General features: G+C 38.3%; 15 protein-coding genes. 10 read left to right on the top strand and 5 right to left on the bottom strand.

Annotated elements, in window-relative coordinates; all coding sequences use genetic code 11:
* Nucleotides 1–15 precede the first annotated feature (15 nt).
* The 4 genes from BTO11_RS15785 to BTO11_RS15770 form a co-directional block, all read right to left on the bottom strand.
* Nucleotides 16–870 (bottom strand): metalloregulator ArsR/SmtB family transcription factor, encoded by an 855-nt coding sequence (locus tag BTO11_RS15785; protein ID WP_105053501.1) that lies wholly within the window; start codon nt 868–870, stop codon nt 16–18.
* A 276-nt stretch (nt 871–1,146) separates the two neighbouring features.
* Nucleotides 1,147–1,977, bottom strand: coding sequence for an ion transporter (locus tag BTO11_RS15780; RefSeq protein WP_105053500.1), 831 nt, complete (start codon nt 1,975–1,977; stop codon nt 1,147–1,149).
* 83 nt (nt 1,978–2,060) lie between these two features.
* Complete coding sequence (locus BTO11_RS15775; protein WP_105053499.1) at nt 2,061–3,080, bottom strand: hypothetical protein; 1,020 nt, start codon at nt 3,078–3,080, stop codon at nt 2,061–2,063.
* 134 nt (nt 3,081–3,214) lie between these two features.
* Nucleotides 3,215–3,829 (bottom strand): YigZ family protein, encoded by a 615-nt coding sequence (locus BTO11_RS15770; RefSeq protein ID WP_105053498.1) that lies wholly within the window; start codon nt 3,827–3,829, stop codon nt 3,215–3,217.
* A gap of 159 nt (nt 3,830–3,988) precedes the next feature.
* Here BTO11_RS15770 and dgt point away from each other — a divergent pair, with 159 nt between their 5' ends.
* From dgt to tyrS, 3 genes are all read left to right on the top strand, one after another.
* The gene (dgt, locus tag BTO11_RS15765) at nt 3,989–5,437 is read left to right on the top strand and encodes a dGTPase (protein WP_105053497.1); all 1,449 of its coding nucleotides are present in this window, start codon (nt 3,989–3,991) and stop codon (nt 5,435–5,437) included.
* 155 nt (nt 5,438–5,592) lie between these two features.
* Nucleotides 5,593–7,110, top strand: coding sequence for a S10 family peptidase (locus BTO11_RS15760; RefSeq protein ID WP_105053496.1), 1,518 nt, complete (start codon nt 5,593–5,595; stop codon nt 7,108–7,110).
* Between the two features lie 221 nt (nt 7,111–7,331).
* On the top strand, nt 7,332–8,531 hold the full coding sequence (gene tyrS, locus BTO11_RS15755; protein ID WP_105053495.1) for a tyrosine--tRNA ligase: 1,200 nt from the start codon (nt 7,332–7,334) through the stop codon (nt 8,529–8,531).
* A 118-nt stretch (nt 8,532–8,649) separates the two neighbouring features.
* Here the strand turns inward: tyrS and BTO11_RS15750 are convergent, their stop codons facing one another.
* A complete protein-coding gene (locus BTO11_RS15750) occupies nt 8,650–9,147 on the bottom strand; it encodes a diguanylate cyclase (RefSeq protein ID WP_105053494.1) in 498 nt (165 codons plus the stop codon).
* A gap of 253 nt (nt 9,148–9,400) precedes the next feature.
* Between BTO11_RS15750 and BTO11_RS15745 the strand changes: the two genes are divergently transcribed.
* From BTO11_RS15745 to rimM, 7 genes are all read left to right on the top strand, one after another.
* A complete protein-coding gene (locus BTO11_RS15745) occupies nt 9,401–9,766 on the top strand; it encodes an HvfA family oxazolone/thioamide-modified RiPP metallophore (protein WP_105053493.1) in 366 nt (121 codons plus the stop codon).
* A gap of 228 nt (nt 9,767–9,994) precedes the next feature.
* The gene (locus BTO11_RS15740) at nt 9,995–12,799 is read left to right on the top strand and encodes a bifunctional aconitate hydratase 2/2-methylisocitrate dehydratase (RefSeq protein WP_105053492.1); all 2,805 of its coding nucleotides are present in this window, start codon (nt 9,995–9,997) and stop codon (nt 12,797–12,799) included.
* A 660-nt stretch (nt 12,800–13,459) separates the two neighbouring features.
* On the top strand, nt 13,460–16,060 hold the full coding sequence (acnB, locus tag BTO11_RS15735) for a bifunctional aconitate hydratase 2/2-methylisocitrate dehydratase (protein ID WP_105053491.1): 2,601 nt from the start codon (nt 13,460–13,462) through the stop codon (nt 16,058–16,060).
* 193 nt (nt 16,061–16,253) lie between these two features.
* Nucleotides 16,254–16,829 (top strand): LPP20 family lipoprotein, encoded by a 576-nt coding sequence (locus tag BTO11_RS15730; protein ID WP_219846480.1) that lies wholly within the window; start codon nt 16,254–16,256, stop codon nt 16,827–16,829.
* 16 nt (nt 16,830–16,845) lie between these two features.
* Nucleotides 16,846–18,327 carry a formylglycine-generating enzyme family protein gene (locus BTO11_RS15725; protein ID WP_181135938.1) on the top strand — a complete coding sequence of 494 codons (1,482 nt, stop codon included), beginning with the start codon at nt 16,846–16,848 and terminating at the stop codon, nt 18,325–18,327.
* Nucleotides 18,328–18,512: 185 nt separating this feature from the next.
* Complete coding sequence (gene rpsP, locus BTO11_RS15720) at nt 18,513–18,761, top strand: 30S ribosomal protein S16 (RefSeq protein WP_105053488.1); 249 nt, start codon at nt 18,513–18,515, stop codon at nt 18,759–18,761.
* A 26-nt stretch (nt 18,762–18,787) separates the two neighbouring features.
* On the top strand, nt 18,788–19,327 hold the full coding sequence (rimM, locus tag BTO11_RS15715; RefSeq protein ID WP_105053487.1) for a ribosome maturation factor RimM: 540 nt from the start codon (nt 18,788–18,790) through the stop codon (nt 19,325–19,327).
* Nucleotides 19,328–19,336: the final 9 nt, after the last annotated feature.

Here is a 19,336-nt window from a genome sequence, read left to right as displayed (position 1 = left end):
TCGGATATAAAGCGTTTATTTACAAAAACTGTCTTTGTTTGGACGGTTTTTCATGTTTGATATTCGGTCAATTGCATCCGTAACTAGCTCGATATTACTTTCAGATGTTTGTGAAATTGTATTTTTTACCCACAAAGGTAAGGCTGGGTTAATTTGATAAAACACCCATTGGCTGTGTTTGCGGTCTAACAATATGTTGGCCTTTTTTAATACCGCTAAATTACGCGATACTTTAGGCTGGCTGTCTTGTGTTAATCCTTCCATTAACTCACATACACACAATTCGCCGTAGTAGTTGGTGAGTAGTAATACTTTTAAGCGAATGTCGTCAGTTAAACATTTGAAAAACGAAATAGGGTCAATGTTTAGTGTTTGTTGTATTTGAGAATTTGAGTTTTGTAACGGATTTGACTGTGTGTGGTTGGCTGTCTTGTTTTCTTCTACAGCCAAGAATTTACTCTCTACTAGCAGAAACATAGACAAACGATTGTTTATTTCGTTAAGTGTTGAGGCAAAAGGGTCGAGGCCATCTCGGTTTTTTGGATCTGGAAAGTCCCAGGCTAATTGCTTTTGCGCGCCTTTATAACTTCTGCATTCTTTATTGGCCTTGTCACAAAGGGTGATCACATAATCAAAAGTGCGATTGGTAAAGTCATCAACATGATTTGATATTAATGAAGCTGTATCTAAGCCAAACTTTTTAAGGGCTGAAAGCGTTCTAGAGTCAATCTGTTCAGGCTGAGTGCCAGCACTATACACATCAAACTGTTCACCTGCTTTATGTCTCAATAAGGCTTCTGCCATTTGTGAGCGGGCTGAGTTGCCGGTACATAGAAAAAGCACACTTTGTTTATGATTCAAATTTGCCATTGGTTATATAAACTTTTATGAAAAACCGTTAATTGAATATGTGAATTATTGTATATATGAAAAATAGTATGTAAAGATTTTATTTGTTTAAAACAGGTGTTAATTAAAAGTTAACGCCTGTTTTAAACAGTGGGGGATTTGATTTGATTTATACTAGGTGCTTGGTGCTTGGTGCTTGGTGCTTGGTAATTTTATGTGCCTGTATTAACAGGCACTATTTATTTTTAGGATCTATTTATTCTTTTGAGCTGCTTATTACTTGGATCTGCTTATTACTTAGAGCTGCTTAGTACTTTGCGTTATTTGCTGCTGTAGCTTTTTGATCTCGTTGAGTATGTTGTTGAGCTTTTCGTCTTGCTCGGCAACCACTTCATCTTGTATTTCTTTTTGTTGTTCTTCACGGGCTTTTGCGTGTTCTTCTTCCATTACATTAACCACAATACCAATAACCATATTTAAAAAGGCGAAGGCTGTGAAGAAAATAAAGGTTAAGTAGAATATCCAACTCATTGGATACACGACCATAGTTTCATACATTACGTCGGTCCAATCTTCAAAGGTCATGACTCTGAAAAGTGTTAATAAGGAGATTGTGATATCGCCCCATAAATCCGGATTAATGTCTTCAAATAAGGTGCTACCAACGGCGGCATACATATAAAAGATAATAAACATTAACAACATGACATAACCAAGTTGCGGCATGGCTTTAATTAATGAGGTTAATAAAATACGCAACTCTGGAATAAAGGAGATCATCCTTAACACTCTAAATACACGAACCAGACGTGCAATAAGGGCCATGTCACTATTTTCAATTGGAATAATACTGACAATGACGATAATGGTGTCGAACACATTCCAGAAGTCTTTAAAGAAATTGAGCTTTTTAGTTTCTGATAACCATCTAATAGAGATTTCACAGATAAAAAATACAGTGATAAAAATGTCTAGGTAATTAGTGACCATGTGCATTGTGGATGAAACGTCGTAGGTTTTAACACCGACTAATAATGCAGAGGCAATAATGACTGAGATAACAAACAGTTCGAATAATTTGTTACTACGGATTTTAACAAAGAGGTTTGTAGCGCTAGATAATTTCATAGGTCGTTATTTTGAAACAGAATTTAATAAAGGCCTAGTTTACATTAAATTCTGTACAAACAAAGAGTTGAATATGTTCTTAATTAACTTGAAACGTTGAATTTAGGTAGCACACCATCAAGTGGGTGGAAGTGCGCTAAACGGGCTTTGATTTTATTAGCCAAAGCCTGTGACTTTACTTCTGGTACACGGGTTAAGTCGGTTTCGTAATTGGCGTTTTGCCATTGTTGGGTAAATTCATCAAGTTCATTGTTTTTTTTCAAGGCATTGTTTTTATGCAGTTGACGAGTGTTTACCGACAACTCTGCAATACGTTCAACCTGAATGTTACGGCTAAAGCGAGCAACGCCAGCATAAGAAAAGTTTTCTTCAACATGTCTATTACTTAACTGAATAAGCTGTGTCATTAATTCAAACAGTAATTCGTTTTTATTGTTTTCTTTGATGATTAAGCTGATGTACTTTTGCGTTAACAATTCAGGTAATTTGGTTTTTTCTGACGACAGTACTTCAAGCTCTATTAAGTAATTTTCTGACGACAGAGGCTGTATATTATTAATAAAAAAGCTGGCTCTGTCATAAGTGATACCGTCAAGGCATTGTTGTAGCTCACCCCATGAGTGAGTTTGCTTTGGCTCGGTCAAATAGGCTTGGTTTTGACTTAATAAAGGCAAGTCATGATGATTGTTAAATGGCGTGGTCGACTTATCTTCCACTGACATTCTAAACAATTCTCTTATCTCATGCTCTCTTGCTACTTTTATTGCCAATAACGCAGTTTGAATAATTTCAGAGGTTGGTAGCTGAGGCTCAACACGCCATTTTCTACCGTATACAATTTTAGATTTTGGTTGGCCGGTTTGCACTCGGTAATTGTCATAGCCAATAATGCCCACTTGCAGGTAAATACCGCCCACATCTTCAGATACAAAAATAGGGTACAGATCACTGTACTCTATATCTATTATCAGGTTTTCTACACTGGCAAGATTATGATCGTATTTTAAGTAGTGTTGAGGAATACACTGCTGATTGTTTTTCATTTGGTAATACGGAGCATTTTGCAATGCAACCTCACCTGGCAATAAATTAAGATACTTCATAAACAAACCATTTAATTTTAATACTAATTATACGAGACCGGATGATCTTAGATCACTTTTCAAATTTTTTATTTAATTTTTAATTAATATAACTAACTGCTCTTAATATTAAGCCAAAATACTAATTGAACAGGCTAATCGTCCGCGAGTTTATATACATAACTGCGACTGTTCAATGACTCTTTTATGACATTAAAATTACTTTTCGGTAGGCTTATTTCTATGGTCACTAAATCTGAATATTGAGTGTTTATTATGTCACCCTCATTTTTTTCTACATGATGTCTGAGCCACTGTTCATCAGAAAATGGCACCTGAACAGTTAATGTGTGTTTTTCAATGACAGGCACTAAATCGGCAATAGAGAAACATTGCTCTACCGCTTGCGAATACGCTCTGACTAATCCGCCTGCGCCCAATTTTATACCGCCAAAATAACGAATGACAATGGCTAGGATATTATCCACCGGCTTATGTTGCAGAACATTTAACATAGGTTTGCCAGCGGTGCCGGAAGGCTCTCCGTCGTCAGACATGGCTGCGGTCATTGAGTTTGGATTCGCGCCCATAATATAAGCCCAGCAATGGTGGCGAGCATCTGGATATTCATTTTTTGCTTGTTGAATATAATCCTTCACTTCTTGTTTATTACTTTGTTGATCATTGATAGGAATTAACCAGGTAATAAACTGACTCTTTTTGATCTCTAAGGTGTTTTTACATACCTTATCTAAAGTGAAGCGGGTCATATAAAGCTCTATTTAAAATTGAAATGAAATTCATTTATGACAAGTGAGGCTAGTATCGCATGTTTTGCGGTTAGATTTGAACTCGGATTTTTAACCACTATTCAATCACATGGTTTGCGGGTAGACTGCCTTTATTACAAAATAACAGCAGTTTGAACTATGGATTTTTCTAAGAAAATAAACGCAACACGCCGATACAACAACAATTCGAATGCGAATGTATCTGATCAATTTGAAAGTGATCGCGGTCGCATTATTCAATCTGCTGCTATTAGACGTTTGCAGCAAAAGACTCAAGTATTTCCCCTAGAGCGTAACTCAGCGGTACGCAGCCGTTTAACGCATTCGTTGGAAGTACAACAAACGGGTCGCCATATCGTCAGAACTATATTTAAAAAGCTAGGTGATGACGCCAAAAAATATGGTTTGTCTGAGCTAGAAAGAGAAATTGAAAGCTTAGTGGAAATGTCTTGTTTGATGCATGATATTGGCAATCCGCCTTTTGGCCATTTTGGCGAAGCTGCAATTAATCATTGGTTCACTAAACATTTAGATAAACATGTGTTGTTCAGCCAAGCGGACAATAAAATGTTGTCGCTGCAAATAAAACAAGAATTAAAAAGCTTTGAGGGTAACGCTCAAGCTTTTCGCATCATCTTCAGTTTACTAAAACTAAACCTTACATACTCTCAAGCTGCCAGTATTTTAAAATACACACGTTGTGGTTTGGATATGCGTCCAGACAAAGAAAAGCCGCTGTCGTATTTAAAGAAAAAAGTAGGCTTTTATTATTCTGAATTAGAAGACATTACCTTGTTGAGTGAACATCTTGAAATAAAACCAGGGCATCGTTTTCCTCTGGCTTATTTAATGGAAGCGGCAGATGACATTAGTTATTGTCTAGCGGATATCGAAGATGGAGTAGAAAAAGGCTTATTAAACTGTAAACAATTAGCTGAACACCTAATTACTACTTTTACACGTGTAAGTGATAACCAGGCAGACACAGCATTTTTACGCGGTAAAAGCTTTCAACAAGCGGTTGATTACGCATTATCTCGTGCGGATAAAGAACCGATTAATAAAACCCATGAGTTTTTTGTTTGGTTACGAGTTCAATTAATACATGCCTTAGTTGAACATGCTGCGTCTAGTTTTATTGATAATATTCAACAGGTGTACGACGGCGAACTAAACCGTGCCTTGTTAGAAGATGGCAGTTTATTCCATCATATGATCAGCACGTTTAAAGAAGTTGCCATCACCCATATTTTTAGTACCAATGAAGTGGAAACCAAAGAGTTACAAGGTTACCGAATAATCACTGGATTGTTAGATGCGTACGAACCTTTGTTGTTAATGCAAACAGAAGCCTTTACTAAAATGGTTTCCGGTGAAGACAAGGGCGGTTTAATTGAAGCTAGATTATACAAACGTCTGCCTAAGAAACACTTGAAAGCTTATCAACAAGCCTTGTTGCCTTTACACAATAAACCTGACTTTAAAGTCCATGAGTTTTATTACCGCAGTCGGTTAATACAAGACAATATCAGCGGCATGACAGATCAGTTTGCGTTAGAAGAGTTTCAAAACTTATACATAAGTTAAAATGTAATTGACCGTTGGAATAATGCTAATCAACGTATAAACGCGAATTTATTGCTTATTCGTTATAAGTTCTGCTTGTAAATACAGGTTATAAATGTGCGTTGCAAAAGACTTTGTAAATACACAGCTTCAAATAATTAACTTATGGACAAAACATGAAAAAGATACTTGTTATTGTTAGCTTATTTTTGCTTACATCACCTTTATCACACGCGCTAGCAATAGATGAAAATGCACGTGTTATCAAAGCGGATGATTCTGTTGTTACTAAACACAGCATTAAAATCAACGGCAAAAAAGTGGGGTATACCGCAACGACCGGCACTCAACCTGTATGGGATGAGGAAGGTAATGCAACGGCCAGCTTATTTTATACTTATTACCAACGCTCTGATGTAAAAGATAAGAGCACTCGTCCATTGGTTATCTCGTTTAATGGCGGGCCTGGTTCTGCATCGGTATGGATGCATATTGCTTATACCGGACCTAGAGTATTGAACGTTGACTCTGAAGGTTATCCTTTACAACCTTACGGAGTAAAAACTAACGAATTCTCTATCTTAGATGTAGCCGACATTGTTTATGTAAATCCGGTAAATACCGGTTATTCACGTGTACTTAAAGATAAAGACGGCAAGTTACCTTCAAAAGACAAACAGAAGAAAATGTTTTTTGGTGTTAACGCCGACATTAAATATTTAGCCGAGTGGGTAAATAGCTTTGTTAGTAGAAATGAGCGCTGGCGTTCGCCTAAGTTTTTAATTGGTGAAAGCTATGGGACTACTCGTGTTTCAGGTTTAGCGCTAGAGCTACAAAAACAACAGTGGATGTATGTTAACGGTGTTATTTTAGTCTCTCCTACTGAGTTAGGTATTATGCGTGAAGGTGTTGTTGAGCAAGCAAACCGCTTACCTTATTTTGCAGCCACCGCTTGGTATCACAAAGCATTAACAAGTGAATTACAGAACAAAGATTTAGATCAGTTATTACCAGAAGTTGAGCAGTTTACGCTAAATGAATACCTGCCAGCATTGGCTCGCGGTGGATTTATTGATGCTGACGAGAAACAAAAAATAGCTGAGAAAGTTTCCTATTATTCTGGTTTATCGGTAGATGAAGTTCTACGCAGTAACTTAGATATAGATACCTCTTACTTTTGGAAAGAGCTATTAAGAAGCCGTAATCAAACGGTTGGTCGTTTAGATTCGCGTTATTTGGGCATTGATGAAAAAGCCACAGGTTCTCGTCCAGATTATAATGCTGAGCTAACGTCTTGGTTACACAGCTTTACGCCAGCGATGAACCATTACTTATCAGAAGAGTTAAATTACAAAACGGATTTGAAATACAACATGTTTGGTCCTGTTCATCCTTGGGATAGAAGCCGTAACAAAACGGGTGAAAATTTACGTCAAGCAATGGCGCAAAATCCATACTTAAATGTCATGATCCAATCTGGTTATTATGATGGTGCGACTAACTACTTTGATGCAAAATATACAATGTGGCAGTTAGACAGAAGCTCTATCATGAAAGACCGTTTATCATTTAAAGGTTACCGCAGTGGTCACATGATGTATTTACGTTATGAAGACTTAGAAAAGTCTAACCAAGATGTACGTGAATTTATCTTAAACTCACTACCGGCTAAAAACCAACCCGCTAAATATTAATAAGGATTTACCTTTGGTTAACCTTGCCGTTAAACCCCAAAGGTAAATAGACACTAAATTAAACTAAACCAAACTAAGCTAGTTCATGTAACTAGCTTTTTTTATTCTGTCATTTTAATTCAAATTTTTAATCTAGCTAGGTTACTTTATTGGCTAATATCCAGTAAACTTCTGGCATTACCTCACATGAATTTATTGGCCAAGTGCCTTTGTAGTAGAAGATGACAGATATAACTCAAGCATTAGCAGAAATTAAACGTGGTTCAGACCAGATCTTGCCAGAAGACGATTTAATCGCCAAATTGAAAGAGGGTAAACCTCTTAAAATCAAAGCAGGCTTTGATCCAACAGCTCCCGATCTGCATTTAGGTCACACGGTATTAATCAATAAATTAAAAACCTTTCAAGACCTAGGTCATGAAGTTATATTTTTGATTGGTGACTTCACCGGACTAATTGGCGATCCAACGGGTAAAAACGTGACACGTAAGCCTTTGTCAAAAGAAGACGTACTTAAAAATGCTGAAACTTATAAAGAACAAGTGTTTAAAATATTAGATCCTGCTAAAACCACAGTGGCGTTTAACTCAACTTGGTTTGACCAATTTAGTGCTGCAGATATGATCAAGCTTGCTGCTCGTCAAACCGTTGCACGTATGCTTGAGCGTGATGACTTTAAAAAACGTTATGCTGGTGGACAGCCAATTGCGATTCACGAATTTTTATATCCGTTAGTTCAAGGTTGGGATTCTGTGGCACTTAAAGCGGATGTAGAGCTTGGTGGAACGGACCAACGTTTTAACTTGTTAATGGGTCGTGAACTACAAAAAGAAGAAGGCCAACGTCAACAAACTGTATTGATGATGCCACTTTTAGAAGGCCTTGATGGCGTTCAGAAAATGTCTAAGTCACTGAATAACTATATTGGTATTACTGATGCACCAAACGATATGTTTGGTAAAGTTATGTCTATCTCTGACGAGTTGATGTGGCGTTATTATGAATTACTAAGCTTCCGTCCATTAACTGAAATTGCAGAGTTAAAAGCCAAAGCTGAAGCGGGCGCAAATCCAAGAGACTTTAAAATTGACCTTGCTAAAGAGTTAATTGCACGTTTTCACAGTGATGATGATGCTGAACAAGCTCATCAAGATTTCATTAAGCGTTTCCAAAAGAATGCATTGCCAGATGAAATTCCAGAATTCACCGTGACCGCTGGTGAGCCAATGCCATTAACTAATTTGTTAAAAGAAGCTGGTTTAGTTGCGAGTACCTCAGAAGCTAACCGTATGATCAAACAAGGTGCGGTTAAGTTAAACGGTAAAGATAAAATTGAAGACACTAAATTAATTATTGAATTAGGCAGTGAAGATATTTATCAGGTAGGTAAACGTAAGTTTGGCAAAATCAAACTGGTTTAATCTATTTTTATACCCGATTTACATTAGCAATTAATTGTTAAATAAAAAGCCGATAACTAGATGCTAGTTATCGGCTTTTTTGTTATTTGAAATAGTTAGTTTGTGTTTTGGACGAGTCTTAAAGCGATTCACATTGGTAAGTGTTTTTACCTTTTAATTGGGCCATGTCGGCTAATATTTCAGTGCGTTGAAAAATTTTATCTATATGCAGTTGGCTGTTAGGTAAAACATTAACTGCGCCAATGGAGATATTCACATGTTCAAAAAGTGCAGATGATTGTGGGTCTAAAGAATCAATGATCCTTTTAATGATTTTTTCTGTCCCCTGTGGATCTAGATTGAACAAGCCAATTGCAATTTGGTTTGATTGAAAACGACAAGCAATATCAGAAGCTCGCTTTATAGACGACTCTACAATTTCAGATATTAATTTAAATGATGCTTGGTCGTTAGGATCATCAATATCTAAATGAGGGTGAACCATGATGATAGATAAAGTATCGCTTTCTCTTAGCATCCGATGCCATTCTCGTTGAAATACTTCAGTGAAATATTCTTCGTTATATAAGCCAGACATGCTGTCTCTAAATGACGTATTTAAGCTGTCAAAAATCATAAGTGAACTCCTGTTCTTCTTTCATTTTTGAGTATAGACAAAGTTTTAAAATTTTGACTATAGTTAATTTAGCTGATTAATAATTGAAAGTAATAAAGCCAGCTACTTCGATTTTTTAAATAAATTTTAGCTTATTAATTAAGTACCAATTCATTAATAAAACAGGTATTAATTAAAAGTGAAATTTATTTTGAGTGTTCAAGGTCTAATTAGGGACTGTAATAACTTATATAAAACAAGGGTAGAAAATAATATGAAAACATTAAAGAAAACAACTTTAGTAGCAATGGGTATAGCAGCAATCGGCGTAGCATCAATCACAAGTGTTCAAGCTGCTCAATTCCAGTACCAAGAATTATCATCTGGTTATGAAGTTTCTGAGCCAGAAACGGACAAAGCAGAGAAAGAAGCTAAGTGTGGCGAAGGCAAATGCGGCGCAGACAAAAAAGCTAAAAAAGAAGCTAAATGTGGTGAAGGTAAATGCGGCGCAGACAAGAAAGCTAAAAAAGAAGCTAAGTGTGGCGAAGGCAAATGTGGCGCAGACAAAAAAGCGAAAACTGGCGATAAAGCTAAGAAAGAAGCTAAATGTGGCGAAGGTAAATGTGGTACTTCAAAGTAAGTACTCTTTTATAAATTTCATTTAATTAAATGGAATAAGCTTTGAAATGTTGTACGCAACACCTATAAAATCTGAATTATAAGCCGTGTGAATATCACCTATTCACGCGGTTTATAATATTTATACTGCAAGCCATTCCTTTTATTCGATGTGGCATCTATAATAGTGTCCCAATTGACTATGGTAATGCCTTTATCAATAGCACTTTATGATCATAGAGAGTATCGAATGAGCCTGTATTTAGAATATTTAGCGGAAATTGAAAGTCGTAAAAATGACCTGGGATTGGCGCCTATGCCAATTGATAACGCAGAGTTATTATCTGAAATTATTGCCCAGATCAAAGAAACTGGAAACCAATATCGTGAAGACTCATTAAAGTTCTTCATATACAACACGCTTCCAGGTACAACTAGCGCTGCTGGTGTTAAAGCAGAGTTCTTAAAAGAAATCATTCTTGGGGAATCTGTTGTTGCAGAAATTACTCCAACGTTTGCTTTTGAATTGTTATCTCATATGAAAGGCGGACCTTCAATTAAGGTTCTTCTAGATTTAGCGTTATCTGATAATGAAGCGGTAGCAAAACCTGCTGCTGAGGTATTAGAGACTCAAGTATTTTTATACGAAGCTGACACTGACCGTCTTGAAGCTGCTTATAAAGCTGGCAATGTTATTGCTAAAGCTATTCTTGAAAGTTATGCAAAAGCTGAGTTCTTTACCAAGCTTCCTGAAATTCCTGAAAAAATCGATGTTGTTACTTATATTGCTGGTGAAGGCGATATCTCTACCGATTTATTATCTCCAGGTAATCAAGCGCACTCTCGTTCAGACCGTGAATTACATGGTAAGTGCTTGATTTCTCCTGAAGCGCAAACAGAAATCCAAGATCTTCAAAAACAATACCCAGGCAAAAAAGTGATGTTAATCGCTGAAAAAGGCACTATGGGCGTTGGTTCATCTCGTATGTCAGGCGTTAATAACGTTGCATTATGGGCAGGTGAGCAAGCGAGTCCTTATATTCCATTCGTTAACTTTGCACCAGTTGTTGCTGGTACTAACGGTATTTCACCAATCTTTTTAACAACGGTTGGCGTAACTGGCGGTATTGGTCTTGACCTTAAAAACTGGGTTAAGAAAGTTGATGCAAACGGTAAGACGGTTCTTAACGACAGTGGTGACCCAGTACTTGAGCAAGTATATTCTGTAGAAACAGGCACAGTACTTACTATTAATACTAAAGAGAAAAAGCTATATAACGGCGACAAAGAACTTGTTGACGTATCTTCAGCTTTCACTCCACAATCTGTTGAATTTATGAAAGCGGGTGGCTCTTACGCTATCGTCTTTGGTAAAAAACTACAAAGCTTTGCAGCTGAAACTCTTGGCGTAGCATTGGAGCCAGTATTTGCTCCTTCTAAAGAAATTTCAATTCCAGACCAAGGTCTTACAGCTGTTGAAAAAATATTTAATAAAAACTCTGTTGGTGTTGCATCTGAAGAAGCTCTTCATGCAGGTTCGGATGTTCGAGTAACCGTTAATATTGTTGGTTCTCAAGATACAACGGGCTTAATGACGTCTCAAGAATTAGAGTCTATGGCCGCCATGGTTATATCTCCTATTGTTGATGGTGCTTACCAATCTGGTTGTCACACAGCTTCAGTTTGGGATAGTAAAGCACAAGCTAATATTCCTAAATTAATGAGCTTCATGAATAAGTTTGGTCTTATCACTGCACGTGACCCTAAAGGTGTTTACCTTGCAATGACTGACGTTATTCATAAAGTATTGAATGACCTTACTGTTGATGACCAAGCTATTATCATCGGTGGTGACTCTCATACTCGTATGTCTAAAGGCGTAGCATTCGGTGCCGACTCTGGTACGGTTGCATTAGCACTTGCTACAGGTGAAGCTACTATGCCAATCCCTGAGTCAGTAAAAGTTGTTTTTAAAGGTCACATGAAACCATATATGGATTTCCGTGACGTAGTACACGCAACTCAATCTCAAATGCTTAAGCAGTTTGGCGATAACGTTTTCCAAGGCCGAGTAATTGAAGTGCATATTGGTACGTTAATGGCTGACCAAGCATTTACGTTCACTGACTGGACTGCAGAAATGAAAGCTAAAGCTTCAATCTGTATTTCAAATGATGAAACGTTAGTTAAGTCTCTAGAACTTGCTAAGAGCCGTATCCAAATAATGATCGACAAGGGTATGGACAATGAAGCGCAAACTCTTAACGGTTTGATCGCTCTAGCTGACAAGCGTATTAAAGAAATTACATCTGGTGCTGTTCCAGCATTGAAGCCAGACGATAATGCTAAGTACTTTGCAGAAGTAGTTGTAGACTTAGACGCTATTGATGAGCCTATGGTTGCTGACCCTGATGTAAACAATGCCGATGTATCTAAGCGTTATACGCATGATGTTATTCGTCCAGTATCATTTTACAAAGGTAAACCTGTTGATTTAGCATTTGTTGGTTCTTGTATGGTTCACAAAGGTGACATGCAAATTGTTGCTCAAATGTTACGTAACATTGAAAAGCAAACTGGCAGCGTATCATTTAAAGCGCCTTTAGTTATTGCGCCACCAACATACAATATTGTTGATGAGCTTAAAGCTGAAGGTGACTGGGAAATTCTACAGAAATACTCAGGTTTCGAATTTGATGATGTACACCCTAAAGGTGTAGCTCGTACTAAGTACGAAAACATCATGTACCTTGAACGCCCTGGTTGTAATTTATGTATGGGTAACCAAGAAAAAGCTGAACCTGGTGACACTGTTATAGCAACGTCAACACGCTTGTTCCAAGGCCGTGTAGTAGCTGACTCAGCAGAGAAAAAAGGTGAGTCATTACTTGGTTCAACACCTTTAGTTGTACTTTCAGCTGTATTAGGTCGTTTCCCTTCAATTGAAGAGTACAAGGCTGCAGTAGAAGGTATTACTCTTACTGACTTTATACCTCCAACGGTAGATATGAGCACTAAATTTAGTGCTGGTGCGTTACCAGTGAAAAGAGTATAACTTTTGTAAAAGTTAACAAAGAATAACCAAAGGCCACTCAAATGAGTGGCCTTTTTTTTTGGTCCATGGATGGACCAACACCCGATGGACAGGGTGTCCAAGGAGGGTGTACTAAAGGTACAAACTTGTAGCTCAACCTTAAATGGATGGACCAACACCCGATGGATTGCGACTAAATGGATTTAGGAGGTAGAGCGACGCAGGATGCCAAAGCCGAGATGTCCAAGGAGGGTGTACTAAAGGTACAAACTTGTAGCTCAACGTTAAATGGATGGACCAACACCCGATGGATTGCGACTAAATGGATTTAGGAGGTAGAGCGACGCAGGATGCCAAAGCCGAGATGTCCAAGGAGGGTGTACTAAAGGTACAAACTTGTAGCTCAACGTTAATGGATGGACCAACACCCGATGGACAGGAGCGTAAAGCTTGGTGTACTCAAATTTCCTACTTATAGCTGCAGCTAGGCTGTACTTTTATCCCCATCTAAGCCTAAAGTATTATTGTTCCACTGGTTAAAATAAGTATTATTTAATTCAAGTAACATTCAAGTGTGGGTGCTTTTTTATAACAAATACTTAATCAAACTCTAGTCTCTGGTAAATATGGAAACGGAATTACATTAAGTAAATGTATTGGTATAACTAAAAGGTGAATATTGTGCTTCAAGAATATCGTAAACATGTTGAAGAACGTGCTGCAGAAGGTATCGTTCCAAAGCCATTAGACGCAGCTCAAGTGGCTGCTTTAATTGAACTAATTAAAAATCCGCCTGCTGGTGAAGAAGAGTTTCTTTTAGACTTAATCACGAACCGAGTTCCTCCAGGTGTTGATGATGCCGCTTACGTTAAAGCGGGCTTTTTAGCCGCACTTTCTAAAGGCGAAGTCGCGTCATCAATTTTGTCAGCGGATAAAGCGACAGAATTGTTGGGGACTATGTTAGGTGGTTATAACATCCAGCCTATGATCCATTTATTGGATGATCCTGAATTAGCTGATACGGCTGCCACAGGTTTAAAGAAAACCTTATTAATGTTTGATGCCTTTTTTGATGTTAAAGAAAAAGCCGACGCTGGTAATCAAGCTGCAAAATCAGTAATGGAGTCTTGGGCAAACGGAGAATGGTTTACTAACCGCGATAAAGTTGCTGAGAAAATAACAGTAAAAGTATTTAAAGTGACGGGTGAAACCAACACCGATGACTTATCACCAGCCCCTGATGCTTGGTCTCGTCCTGATATTCCATTACACGCCAAAGCCATGTTGAAAATTGCCCGTGAAGGCATTACGCCAGACGAAGATGGCGTTGTTGGCCCAATTACACAAATTGAAGACTTACAAAAAGATGGAATTCCACTGGCTTATGTTGGTGACGTTGTTGGTACTGGATCTTCACGTAAATCTGCCACTAACTCAGTGCTTTGGTTTATGGGCGATGACATCCCACATGTGCCAAATAAAAAAGGCGGAGGGGTTTGTTTAGGCGGGAAAATCGCGCCAATATTTTACAACACCATGGAAGATTCCGGCGCATTACCAATTGAGCTAGATGTACAAAAAATGAATATGGGTGATGTTATCGACATTTATCCATATGAAGGTGTTGTTAAAGCGCGAGGTGAAAATGGTGATGAGGTTATAGCAACATTTGAACTAAGCCCTGTTTTATTAGATGAAGTTCAAGCGGGTGGCCGTATCCCTCTCATTATCGGTCGTGGTTTAACTATTCGTGCTCGTGAAGCGCTAGGACTTGATGAAACCGACTTATTCGCTAAACCAGTTGATCCAATTGCATCAACCAAAGGTTTTACTTTAGCTCAGAAGATGGTTGGTAAAGCGTGTGGCGTTGACGGTGTTCGCGGTGGCCAATACTGTGAACCTAAAATGACAACGGTTGGTTCGCAAGATACAACTGGGCCTATGACTCGTGATGAATTAAAAGACTTAGCGTGTTTAGGTTTCTCTGCTGATTTAACCATGCAGTCATTTTGTCATACATCGGCTTACCCTAAGCCGATTGATGTAAACACTCACCATACCCTGCCTGATTTTATAATGAATCGCGGCGGTGTTTCATTACGTCCAGGTGACGGTATTATCCATTCTTGGTTAAACCGCATGTTATTGCCTGACACCGTAGGTACTGGGGGGGATTCACATACACGTTTTCCTTTAGGTATTTCTTTTCCAGCTGGATCTGGTTTAGTTGCATTTGCTGCGGCAACGGGGGTTATGCCTCTTGATATGCCAGAGTCTATTTTGGTTCGCTTTAAAGGTGAAATGGAACCGGGTATAACATTACGTGATTTAGTTCATGCCATTCCTTATTTTGGTATCAAGCAAGGGTTGTTAACGGTTGCTAAAGCCGGAAAAATTAACGAGTTCTCCGGGCGTATATTAGAAATTGAAGGTTTAAAAGGACTGACGGTTGAGCAAATGTTTGAGTTGTCGGATGCATCCGCTGAACGTTCCGCCGCAGGTTGCGCGATTAAGGTTGAAGAAAGCGCAGTTGCCGAATATTTATCATCTAACGTCGTTATGCTTAAATGGATGATCAGTGAAGGTTATGGCGATGTCCGCACTATAGAACGCCGTATTAACGCAATGGAAGCATGGTTAGCTGATCCTAAGCTAATGGAAGCAGATTCAGATGCTGAGTATGCACATATATTAGAAATCGACTTAGCCGACGTTAAAGAGCCAATTGTATGTTGCCCAAATGATCCTGATGATGCGAAGTTATTATCAGAAGTGGCAGGGACAAAAATTGATGAAGTATTCATTGGTTCTTGTATGACCAATATTGGACACTTTAGAGCTGCGGGTAAATTGATTGAAAAGTTCGGTGGGAGTTTACCTACCCGCACTTGGATTGCTCCTCCAACTAAGATGGACAGAGATCAGTTAACGGAAGAAGGGTATTACTCAATATACGGTAAAGCAGGAGTGCGTATTGAAACGCCAGGTTGTTCTTTATGTATGGGTAACCAAGCGCGTGTTGCAGACAATGCGACGGTACTTTCTACTTCTACCCGAAATTTCCCGAACCGTTTAGGTAAAGGTGCAAACGTATATTTGACGTCAGCGGAACTTGCTGCAGCTGGTGCAATTATGGGTAAGCTACCTACACCTGCGGAATATATGGTTTATGCGAATGAAATTAATACAACCGCGGCAGATACCTATCGTTACTTAAATTTCCATAAGATGGAACAGTATACGAAAAAGGCGGACAAGGTTATTGTTCAGCAAGCTGTGTAGTTTGATGCCACTTTATTAAGCAAAGGCGCTCATTGAGCGCCTTTTTTGTATCGAAAGTTTATTAGAACAGCTTGATAATAATAAAGATTTTCAAGAGTCAGTTTTATGTCTGGTTATTGGCATGTATAGTGCTAACTTTAGTGATAATGTAAGCTTTAATTTGTTATCTAGTATTTTAAAAGGGTGTAGTTTTATGTGGATGAAGAAAAAAATTAACATAGCGATAGTATTATCAATGTGCTTTTGTACTGCTAATGTAATTGCATCTACCGTTCCAGATTGGATATACAACCCGACAATAAAAGATGGCTTAGCCGCGGTCGACTGTGTGAAGTTCTCGGGCAACTGGTCTAGTGCTTCTAAACTTTCCTCAGCAAATGCTCGAATTGCACTGGCTCAACAAATTGAAATAAACGTAGAAAGTTTAGATGAAACCTACGATTCACGACATTCAGATCAAGATGATATTATTCTTTCTACAAAATTCAGTTCAGTATCAAAACAATTCACAAAACAAGTACTTGGCGGATCAAGAATTGTAAAAACTGAGATAGTAACTATTTCAGGTAATGAATATTATTGCGCCTTAGCAACGTTAGACCCGACTAAAACCAAACATACATTTGAGCTTATTGTTAAAGCGACTGATAAAAAACTAGAACCAGAATTAGAGACTGAGTTGTTTGAACAATTTAAACAAAGTAATGGGCCAACGCCAACTGCTATTACTGAACAAACAAACAAAGAATCTATTAATAACAAAGAATAAAGAATTAATACTAAATATGGTGTGCATTAACCTTAATACTATCGCTAAATTACCTCTGCTTATGGTTCTCTTGTGCTTTTCTGTGCAAGTTTATTCTACGGTAGAAAACGAGGTGAATTTAGAACAGTTAAAAAGTTATGCCAATGACACTACAAGCAAGTGGCTGCTATTACAGCAAGCCTTAGATACCGCCTCTGAATCTAATACAAACACACTGCAAAATGAGCAAGATAGCCTGATAAGTCATTTACGTCAGCAATACGAACGCGCCCGAACGGAAGAGTTAATTGTATTTGACCGCCTAATAAAAAAAGAAGCCGAATTAGATTACAAACAATACTTAGCCGAACGTAAGTTTGAGGTGGATTATCTTCATCAATGTGACCGTATGTCGAGCCGACGACAGTGTGAAGAAAAAGCCCGTGTTGAAGTATTAAATAAGGCCGGTAAACAAGGCAGTTCCATTATCATTAATTCCACTACCGACATCACAACGGTAAGAACAGAAGCCAGTAGCGGGATAGCAAACAGTTCTGAATTTAAAGAACAAACCAATATGCGCTCGTTCGCGAATATTATCTCTTACGACATACTTGAGTCCCATCAAAAGCATGGTTCAACCGAGTATCAACGCTTATGGTTTATCAAAATACAGGTGCATGTTTCTGCTAAAAGAAATGAAAGTCTGTATCAACAAATACTTGATAAACATAAAGAAAGATTTGAATCTTATTTGTCAGCTAATTCAATACTGCATGACATTACCGCCAATAAACGCGAACGTTATGTGGAAACGATTGAACGCGTTAATCTTGTTATGATTAAAATTCCAAGCGGGCAATATCAAATGGGTTCTGACCGTGGTGAATCTAATGAAAGGCCTGTACAGATAAAAAATGTAACTGCTTTTTATATGTCTGAAACGGAAGTCACTAAAGCACTATACGACCTATGCATTCAATCCAAAATCTGTAAAGGAAAGCTAGGTAGTGAACTAAGTACACAAGAGAAAAATCAGCCGCAAGCGGATGTTAGTTGGTACGATATTCAGCAAGATTTTTTACCTTGGTTATCACTAAAAACAGGGCGGGATTATCGACTTCCGACTGAAGTCGAGTGGGAATATGCCGCTCGTGCAGACAGTGAAAGTGACTACTTTTTTGGTGATAATGTAAATGAATTATGCACTTATGCTAATGCTGGCGAAGCGAGAATAGACCAAAATCGTTGTGATGACGGTCATGTAAAAAAAGTAGCCGAAGTGAAACAATTCCAACCAAATGAATTTGGTTTATTTGATATATTAGGCAATGTTTCCGAGTGGACCAGCACCTGTTGGCACTTGTATGGCAAAGCGCCAATGAGCTGTAATCGTGGTACTGTCAGAGGCGGTTCTTGGTATGACCAAGGCTTCTATTTACGCAGTGCAAGTCGTAAGGCTAGGGCAAAAAACACACGCTTAGATACCCTCGGATTTCGCCTGGTTTATAGCGACTAACCCCCTCAACGTATTAAAAACAACCAATAAACCAACAAATTTACCCCAATCTAATCACATTAAGCTAAATACAGCTTGAAATTTCCGCTCAGATCCGTACAATTGCGCGACCTTTTTTGGGGTGTCCAAGAGAGGCCGGTGGTTTAATATTATCACCGTAAACTTAAGTAATAATTGAGGTAATTATGGTTTCTATTCGTTTAGCTCGCGGTGGCGCGAAAAAACGTCCATTCTACTCAATCGTTGTTGCAGACAGCCGTCGTTCACGCGATGGTCGTTTTATTGAGAAACTAGGTTTCTTCAACCCGATTGCAAATGGTAAAGAAGAAAAGATTCGTGTCGACTTAGACCGTATCGAACATTGGGTTGGTGTTGGTGCACAACTTTCTGACCGTGTTGCTAAAATCATTAAAGAAGCTCAAAAAGCTGCTTAAATGAAAAGCATAAGTGAAGGTGTTTTATGAGTCAGTCTAATTCGACAGAAGAATTAATCTTGGTTGGAAAAATTGGTGCCCCTTACGGTATTAAAGGCTGGTTTAAGATAAATGCTTACACTGAAATCTCGGAAGGGATTTTTGATTACAGTCCATGGTTTATAACCTTAAATGGACAGCAACACCAAGTGAAGGTTGCCAATGGCCGCCGACACAACAAAGGCTTAATAGCTAAGTTTGATAATGTTGAAACCAGAAATGACGCAGAAGCTTGGCTTCATGGCGAAATTTTTGTTGCAGCGAATCAATTGCCAGATTTGGCAGGCGATGAGTTTTATTGGCGTGACCTTAACGGCATGGCAGTAAAAGCAGTCAACGGTTATGACTTAGGTATTGTTTCAGGCCTAATGGAAACGGGTTCAAATGACGTACTGGTTGTTGATGCAAAAAGAAATGATGCATTTGGCAAAACAGAACGACTTATCCCATTTATTCAGGACGATGTAATTATTTCAGTTAACAAGGACGAAAACACCATTACGGTGGACTGGGATCCGGGATTCTGACACTTATGA

Source organism: Psychrosphaera saromensis (assembly GCF_002954545.1).
Taxonomy (GTDB): Bacteria; Pseudomonadota; Gammaproteobacteria; order Enterobacterales; family Alteromonadaceae; genus Psychrosphaera; species Psychrosphaera saromensis.
Note: the sequence above shows the minus strand (reverse complement) of the source record. Positions and strands in the feature narration are given on the sequence as shown.